This is a genomic window from Microcoleus sp. (genome assembly GCF_049646505.1).
Lineage (GTDB): Bacteria > Cyanobacteriota > Cyanobacteriia > Cyanobacteriales > Microcoleaceae > Microcoleus.
On sequence record NZ_JBARVX010000340.1, the window covers coordinates 1 to 3918 of the forward strand.

A 3918-nucleotide genomic window follows, 5' to 3' on the forward strand; every position below is an offset into this window, starting at 1 on the left:
TTCATCCACAGCACATATGAAAGAAAAATGGTATGAAAGTAGATTTGGCACTTGTCCAAAAACTTGAGGGTGTAATCGGTACGGGTAGCCCGCCTGCCAGTTTCGATGTCCCAGAGGTACGATGGAATATAGGGACAAAGACCAAGCGCGGTAAGGTTAAGCTTGGCAATAATACCCACAGGAAGGTAACAATGACACTTAACTTGCGGCGACCGATTTTGATAGGCGGAATAGGACTTTCAGCGGCGCTGTGGCTGCTGGAAACTCTACAGTATTCGGGTTCAGAAATGGGCGAAACGGCACTCATCGGCTTGGCGGCTGCCGGTGCGGGTTATTGGTGGTGGAAGCAACAATCCCCCAAACTCGAACTCGCACTCCCGGAACCCCTGGTCAACCGGGAAGCGGCCGAAAAAGCGATCGCCACGGCATCCGCCGCGATTAACTTGCTAGCTCAGGAAGCTGAAAATTCGGCAAATCCGGCTAATCTAACAGCAAAGCTCGATCGGCTCAAAGCGGAATTAGACAGACAAGACTTGCGGATTACCGTAACCGGCGGCAAAGCTGTCGGCAAAACTGCCTTAATTCAAGTTTTAAATTCTAATTGGGCATCCCAACAACCGTCAAAGCAGATTTTCTCAGAAACAGCACCGCTGTTTACCAATACAACAAATGTCGATGCTAAAATCAGCGATGATTTAGTGTTGTTTGTGACAGCGGGCGACATTACGGATTCTGAATTTAAAACATTATCTCAGCTAATTTCAGCAGGTCAGCGCGTGCTGCTAGTCTGGAACAAACTAGACCAATATTTGCCAACGCAGCAGTCGCAAGTTTTGCAGCAGTTGCACCAAAGAATGCAAGGAATATTGGGAACAGAAGATATAATTGCGATCGCAGCTTCCCCAAATTCTATTAAAGTGCGGCAGCACCAAGCAGACGGCACTGTTAAAGAACGGATCGAAAATCAAGTTTCTCAACTCGAACCGCTGACAGCAAGATTGACTCAAATCGTAACCGAAGAACGGCAACAGTTGGTCTGGGCGAGTGCGGTGCGCGAAGCTGCAACTATTAAATTAGAGGCGAAAACCTTATTAAATGCAGTCAGGCGCGATCGATCGATTCCCATCATCGAACAATATCAGTACATCGCCGCCGCCGCCGTTTTTGCTAACCCAGTTCCCGCCTTAGACTTGCTAGCAACAACCGCCATCAGCACCCAACTCGTCATCGACCTCGGCGCTATCTACCAGCAAAAGTTTTCCTTAGACCAAGCTAAAACAGTAGCCGGAACTTTAGCAACCCAAATGTTCAAACTGGGATTAGTAGAACTGTCTACCCAAACTATTACTGGACTGCTGAAAAGCAATGCCGTCACCTATGCAGCAGGAGGCGCGGTGCAGGGAATTAGTGCAGCCTACTTTACCAGAATAGCCGGACTGAGTTTGATTGAGTATTTCTCAACTCAAGAATTGGAAAATGCTAAAGGCATCTTCAATCTTACGGAACTGACGAAAACTTTGCAAGCAGTATTTATGCAAAATCAGCAAGTTTCCTTCTTGCAAGGTTTCATCAACCAAGTGGCGAGTCGTCTCGCGCCTCAAATGTCTCAGTCCGAGGCAGTAAATTCAGCCGCCAATTAAAACCCTGTAGGGTGTGCACCGCGCACCGGTTTTGGCGGTCGTGCAATGCCAGCCCTGTCTGGCATGGTAAATTTGAATAGGAGAAACAGCAGAAACTCGCTATTTCTCCTTGTATTTTTCAGACATCAAGTGCGGCGGGGCGGATTTATTGAGGTTATTGGTTGGCGGTCAAATAGTGTATGTCTAATTATATAAGAATTATGAAAAATGTCAAAAATATTTATGACCAATTGTACAGAAAAATTGGTCTGAGATTGTCTGAAACTAAACTGTGGGATATGGGTGTATTTTTTGCGTTATGGGCTTGGGTAATTTATGGATATTTGTCTCCTAAAAGTCCCTATAATTTGTCTAAATACTACAAAAAGAAACGTCCCGATGTCTTAACTTTTCAAGTGTTTTGTCCGACCAAAGATCCGCAAAAATTCCATCGCATCAGCATCATGGAAGAACATTCTTTTCAAAGTATATTTCTAGATTCTGGTAACTTGATTCGCTTCCCGATTTTCTGTTTTAATGACAAAGTAGTTTCTCGATCTTTGGCTGGTCGAATTATTCCACAATTATTAGATATGGGTCTGCCGATTAATCCCAGCGAGCGCGCCAAATTAGAAGTCAAAACTTTTCATGACGATGTATCCATAAGCAACTGGACAATCTATGTAGATCCATCTGAGTTTAGTCGAGTAGAATATCAGCAAATGCTCTGTTGTTATGAAGCACATCGTGAGGAAATAGATTCTCAACTAAAAACTTCTAAAGTTATTCCGTGGTGGAATCGGAAATCAAAATACCCCAAAAGCTTTGAATTTCATTATCGTGCCAAACGTATTACTCGCATTGTTTATGGAGCCATGCCTCAACCTCAAGTATTCTCACCTCAGAAAATTTCTACTGGCTGCGTAGTAGATGGCAACTGGATGCCTATTTGTAATGAAACTTTGACCGTTTACCCGAATGGGCAATGGCAGATTCATATTCGACGAAAATTTGGCAAAAACCCGTGGGATAATTATACAATTGGTCAAGGGAAGGTAACATTTGTGGATCCAGTTCTAGTATTTGATGTTGAGTCGCTGCATTTTTATGATGTAGACTCTATTAAAGATATCAGCGTTCGCGAATATTTTGATTCTCTGGCTGATAGTGAAGGTAAGAAATTGACGGATTTTTATCAACTTGGCAAGATTCCATCTAAATTCAAACCACACGTATACGGTAGCTAAATTGTTTAAAAAAATACTAAAAATTTATTTTACACTTGACAAATTGATCAGACTTGGGGTAAATTTAATTCAAGTATTTTATTGAAACAGTTTGTTAAACCGATCGGTTTTTTGAGATTGACCTAAATATTGTCTGGTTTTCTATTTTTGCTGGTTCAGATTCCAGTTACTTTTTGCAGAAGTGCGATCGCACTTTTATTCACACTGTCCAGAGTATTGTTAACAAAACTTATGCCAGCGGGGCACAAACCCGGTTTCTGCATCAAGCATCTCTCGGAAATATCGACGATTTTTTAGAGAAACCGGGTTTTTTGCGTAAGTTTTAGTTAAGAGGACTTTCGCTTTGAGGCATAAACTTAAGTCACTGCCGGAATCCGAGTTTGATGAGGTTGTTGACGCGCCTTTGTCCTGTTTCTACCTAACTCCCCAATAAAAAAATAGAAATTTATCAAAAATTGTATTAAAATAAGAAATAGAATGTTATAGTTCGACGCTCAATTACATTGCTTAAAAAAGCCGATCGCCAATGGCTGACAATTCCATCCAAGAAAATCGCTTGTCCCTAGCCCGTGCCAGTTTGCGCGAAGCCCTCGCGCGGTATTCTCACTTGCGCCAAGGCAAAAAAAACTCGAACAACACAGAATTAGAAGCGGCGCTGCAAACTCAGTTAGATATCTTAAGTTACACCTCAGAAAAGCTCGATCGCAATGTGATTCGCATTGCCACTTTCGGCATGGTCAGCCGTGGCAAATCAGCGGTATTAAACGCGCTTCTGGGTCAAAAAATTCTCCAAACAGGCCCTCTCAACGGCGTTACTCAGTGGCCGCGTTCCGTGCGCTGGAGCGTGCCTTTGCCCCTCCTTGAGAGTGTGGAACCCCCCCAACCCCCCCTTGGTAAGGGGGGGCTTATGGAACCGCCCCTTGGTCATGGCGGGCTTGTGGAACCGCCCCTTGGTCATGGCGGGCTTGTGGAACCGCCCCTGAGTAAGGGCGGGCTTGTGGAACCGCCCCTGAGTAAGGGCGGGCTTGTGGAACCGCCCCTGAGTAAGGGCG

3 protein-coding genes are annotated in these 3918 nt (G+C 44.3%); all 3 read left to right on the plus strand.

All coding sequences use genetic code 11. From position 1 onward, the window contains the following. Nucleotides 1–32 precede the first annotated feature (32 nt). Nucleotides 33–1640 carry a YcjF family protein gene (locus WBA89_RS17545; protein WP_424408459.1) on the plus strand — a complete coding sequence of 536 codons (1608 nt, stop codon included), beginning with the start codon at nt 33–35 and terminating at the stop codon, nt 1638–1640. A gap of 179 nt (nt 1641–1819) precedes the next feature. Then, nucleotides 1820–2866 carry a hypothetical protein gene (locus tag WBA89_RS17550; protein ID WP_424408461.1) on the plus strand — a complete coding sequence of 349 codons (1047 nt, stop codon included), beginning with the start codon at nt 1820–1822 and terminating at the stop codon, nt 2864–2866. Between the two features lie 526 nt (nt 2867–3392). Then, nucleotides 3393–3918, plus strand: a 526-nt coding sequence (locus tag WBA89_RS17555; protein ID WP_424408462.1) for a dynamin family protein, incomplete at its 3' end; no start/stop codon positions are given.

Bases quoted from the DNA above. Each gene is read 5' to 3' on its own strand.
- WBA89_RS17545 (WP_424408459.1), top strand. From the start codon at position 33: ATGAAAGTAGATTTGGCACTTGTCCAAAAACTTGAGGGTGTAATCGGT.
- WBA89_RS17550 (WP_424408461.1), top strand. From the start codon at position 1,820: ATGTCTAATTATATAAGAATTATGAAAAATGTCAAAAATATTTATGAC.